This window comes from Stenotrophomonas sp. 2YAF22, from assembly GCF_052114665.1.
Lineage (GTDB): Bacteria > Pseudomonadota > Gammaproteobacteria > Xanthomonadales > Xanthomonadaceae > Stenotrophomonas > Stenotrophomonas indicatrix.
The window spans coordinates 1-3,611 of record NZ_JBFRFE010000442.1 but is presented as its reverse complement, the minus strand read 5'-3'; the positions used below and the strand labels follow the sequence as shown (position 1 = coordinate 3,611).

Genomic DNA, 3,611 nt, shown 5'->3' with positions numbered 1-3,611 from the left:
GCGTGTCTACATGCAGGGCGACCAGCCTTACCGCAGCGTGCCCGACGACATCGGCCAGTGGCGGTAAGGCTGGTCGCCCTGCATGTAGACACGCTTGACCCGGCCGCGATCCAGGAAATCATTGATGTAGCTGCCACCCCAGGCGGCAGACAGCGTGGAATTGATGTCGGCCTGTGCCAGGCCCAGCGCGCTGGCCTGGGCGTGGTCGATGTCCAGCCGCAGCTCGGCCTTGTCGCCCAGCCCGTTCAATCGCACCGAGGTCAGTCCGTCGTCTTCGCCGGCCGCGCGTACCACCTGCTCCTGCGCGGCCTGCAACGCCACGCGTCCGGCCGCGCTGGTGTCCTGCAGCCACAGTTCGAAACCGCTGGACTGCCCGAGGCCGCGCACTGCCGGCGGCGCCAGCACGTTGACCTTGGCATCGGGCAGCTTGCGGAAATAGGCAGTGGCGCGCGCGATGATCGCCGCTGCGGTGTTGTCGCCCTTGCGCTCGTCCCAGGGCTTGAGTGCCAGGAAGCCCTGCCCCGCATTCTGGCCGGTACCGGCGTTGTTGCGACCGACCACCACGAACACCACGTCCAGGTTCTGCTTCCCGTGCTCCATGAAGTAACGGCTGATCTGCTCGCCCAGCGCCTCGGTGCGCGCCATCGGCGTGCCTTCCGGCGTGGAGAACTGGAAGGTCACCTGGCCCTGGTCCTCCACCGGCAGGAAGCCGGTGGGCATGCGTGCGTACAAGGCAATCATGGCGATCACCAGCAGCAGGTAGAACGCCATCCAGCGCCGCGGACGGGACACCACGCCACCGAGCTTGCCCTGGTAGGCCGACTGGCTGCGGTCGACGCCACGGTTGAACGCGGCGAAGAAGCGCCCCGGTGGCTTCTGCGCCGACGAGGGCTTGAGCAGGGTCGCGCACAGTGCTGGTGTCAGGGTCAGCGCGACCAGCGCCGACAACGTCATGGCCGATGCAATCGTGATCGAGAACTGCCGGTAGATGATGCCGGTGGAACCGCCGAACAGCGCCATCGGCAGGAACACCGCACCGAGCACCACGGTGATGCCGATCAGCGCACCGGTGATCTCGCCCATCGACTTCTCGGTTGCCTCGCGTGGCGGCAGATGCTCTTCGTGGATGATGCGTTCCACGTTCTCCACCACCACGATCGCGTCATCGACCAGCAGGCCGATGGCCAGCACCATCGCAAACAGCGTCAGGGTGTTGATGGTGAAACCGGCCACCGCGAGGACGCCGAAGGTACCCAGCAGCACCACCGGCACCGTGATCGCAGGAATCAGGGTGGCGCGCAGGTTCTGCAGGAACAGGAACATCACCACCACGACCAGTACGATCGCCTCGATGAGGGTGTGGATGACCCCTTCGATGGAGACCCGTACGAACGGCGTGCTGTCGCGTGGATAGGCCACCTGCAGCCCGGGCGGGAACGTAGGCCGCAGCCGTTCAAGCTCCGCGCGTACTGCATCGGCAGTGGCCAGCGCGTTGGCGCCGGAGGCCAGGGTCACCGAGAAACCCGCAGCCGGATAGCCGTTGAGGAAGCTGCTGGTCTGGTAATTCTCCGCGCCGATCTCGACCCGCGCAACGTCGCCCAGGTGCACCGCCGCGCCGCTGGGCAGCGTGCGCAGGATGATCGCGCGGAACTGTTCCGGAGTCTGCAGGCGCGACTGCGCGGTGACGGTGGCATTGAGGCTCTGCGTCGCACTGGACGGCAACGCCCCCAGCTCGCCGGCAGTGACCTGGGTGTTCTGTGCCTGGATCGCGCTGCGTACATCCGACGGCATCAGGTCGTAGGCACGCAGCTTGTGCGGATCCAGCCACACCCGCATCGCATAGGCCGAACCGAACACATTGATCTCGCCGACGCCGGCAATGCGGCTGATCGGGTCCTGCACGTTGCTGACCAGGAAATCGGAAACGTCCACCCGCTCCATGCGCCGGCTGGTGTCGTACAGCGAAACCACCATCAGCGAGTCGCCCTGCGACTTGGCCACGGTCACACCCTGCTGCTGCACTTCCTGCGGCAGGCGGTTGATGGCCTGGTTGACGCTGTTCTGCACCTGTACCTGGGCGATATCGGGGTTGGCGCTCTGGTCGAAGGTGACCGTGATCCGCGCCTGCCCCGAAGACGAACTGGTGGAGGAAAAATAGAGCAGGTGGTCGATGCCCTTGATCTGCTGTTCGATCACCTGGGTGACGCTGTCTTCCACCGTCTGTGCAGACGCGCCGGTGTAGTTGGYGGTGATGTTGACCTGCGGCGGTGCGATGTCCGGGTACTGCTCGACCGGCAGCTGGGTCACCGCAATCGTGCCGAACGCCATGATGCAGATCGCCAGTACCCAGGCGAATACGGGGCGGTGGATGAAGAAGCGCGGCAGCATGCGCTCAGTCCTTTCCGGCCGGCGCAGTCACGGGCGCCGTCTTCATCCGCACCGGCATGCCGTCGGCAAGGCCCTGCGCCCCCGCCACCACCACCTGCTCGCCAGCRCTGATGCCATCAAGCACCAGCCACTGGTTGCCGACCGCGCGGGCGGTGCGGAAGGTACGCAGCCGCGCCTTGCCCTCCTTGTCGACCAGCCACGCCTGCGCCTCGCCCTTGGCACTGCGGTCCACCGCCGACTGCGGCACCAGCAGCGCCTGCTGCTGCGTGCCCTGGCCCACCTGCGCGCGCACGTACATGCCCGGCAGCAGTTGTCCTTCGGGGTTGGGGAACTGCGCACGCAGGGTGATGCTGCCGGTCTCCTGCTGCACATCGATGTCGGCGAACTCCAGCGTGCCCGGCAGCGGGTAGTCGGTGCCATCGGACAGCCGCAGCCGCACCGGCGCGCTGTTGGCCTGCACGCCACCCTCGGCAATGGCACGACGCAACGCCAGGTACTCGTTGCTGGACTGGGTGATGTCCACGTTCATGGGATCCACCTGCTGGATCCGCGCCAGCGGATCGGCCTGGGCGGATGTCACCAGCGCACCCGGGGTGAACAGCGCGCGCCCGATGCGACCGGCAATCGGAGCGGTGACTGTGGCAAAACCCAGCCGCGTGCTGGCGGTATCGCGCGCCGCCTGCGCAGCCTGCACCGCCGCATCCGCCTGCTGGCCACTGGCGATGGCATCGTCCACGTCCTGCCGCGCGGCCAGCTGGTCCTTGCCCAGCGCCTGCATCCGCTGCGCCCGCAGGCGCGCGGTCACGGCGGCCGCTTCGGCGGTCTTCAGGTTGGCCTGCGCCTCGTTCAGGGCGGCTTGGTACAGCGCCGGCTCGATCTGGAACAGGGGCTGCCCGGCCTTCACCAGCTGCCCCTGCTCGAACAGCCGCTTCACCAGCACCCCGTCCACCTGCGGGCGTACATCCGATTCCTGCGAGGCGATGGTGCGTCCCGGCAGCTCCTGCTCCAGCGCCAGCGCCTGGTTCTGCAGCGTCAGCACGGTAACTTCCGGCGTCGCCCTGCCTGGTTTGGGCGCGTCCTTGCCGCAGCCGGCCAGCAGGGTAGCCAGGGCAAGCACCAGCAGCGGCCGGCGCCAGCCCGCGGCAGGCAGGGAGAAGTACGGAAGGGTCATCGGCAGCAGGTTCCACGCGCGGGGGGAGCGTTCGGCGCCGAATATAGAAGAC

At 67.4% G+C, this 3,611-nt stretch carries 1 protein-coding gene and 1 pseudogene; both read right to left on the bottom strand.

What is annotated here, in order from left to right; translation table 11 throughout:
• Window positions 1-39: 39 nt before the first annotated feature.
• A pseudogene (locus tag AB4Y84_RS16070) lies at window positions 40-2,388 on the bottom strand (efflux RND transporter permease subunit); the annotation flags it as partial.
• A gap of 4 nt (window positions 2,389-2,392) precedes the next feature.
• Entirely contained in the window at window positions 2,393-3,559 is a 1,167-nt protein-coding gene (locus tag AB4Y84_RS16065) for an efflux RND transporter periplasmic adaptor subunit (RefSeq protein WP_442250434.1), read from the bottom strand.
• Window positions 3,560-3,611: the final 52 nt, after the last annotated feature.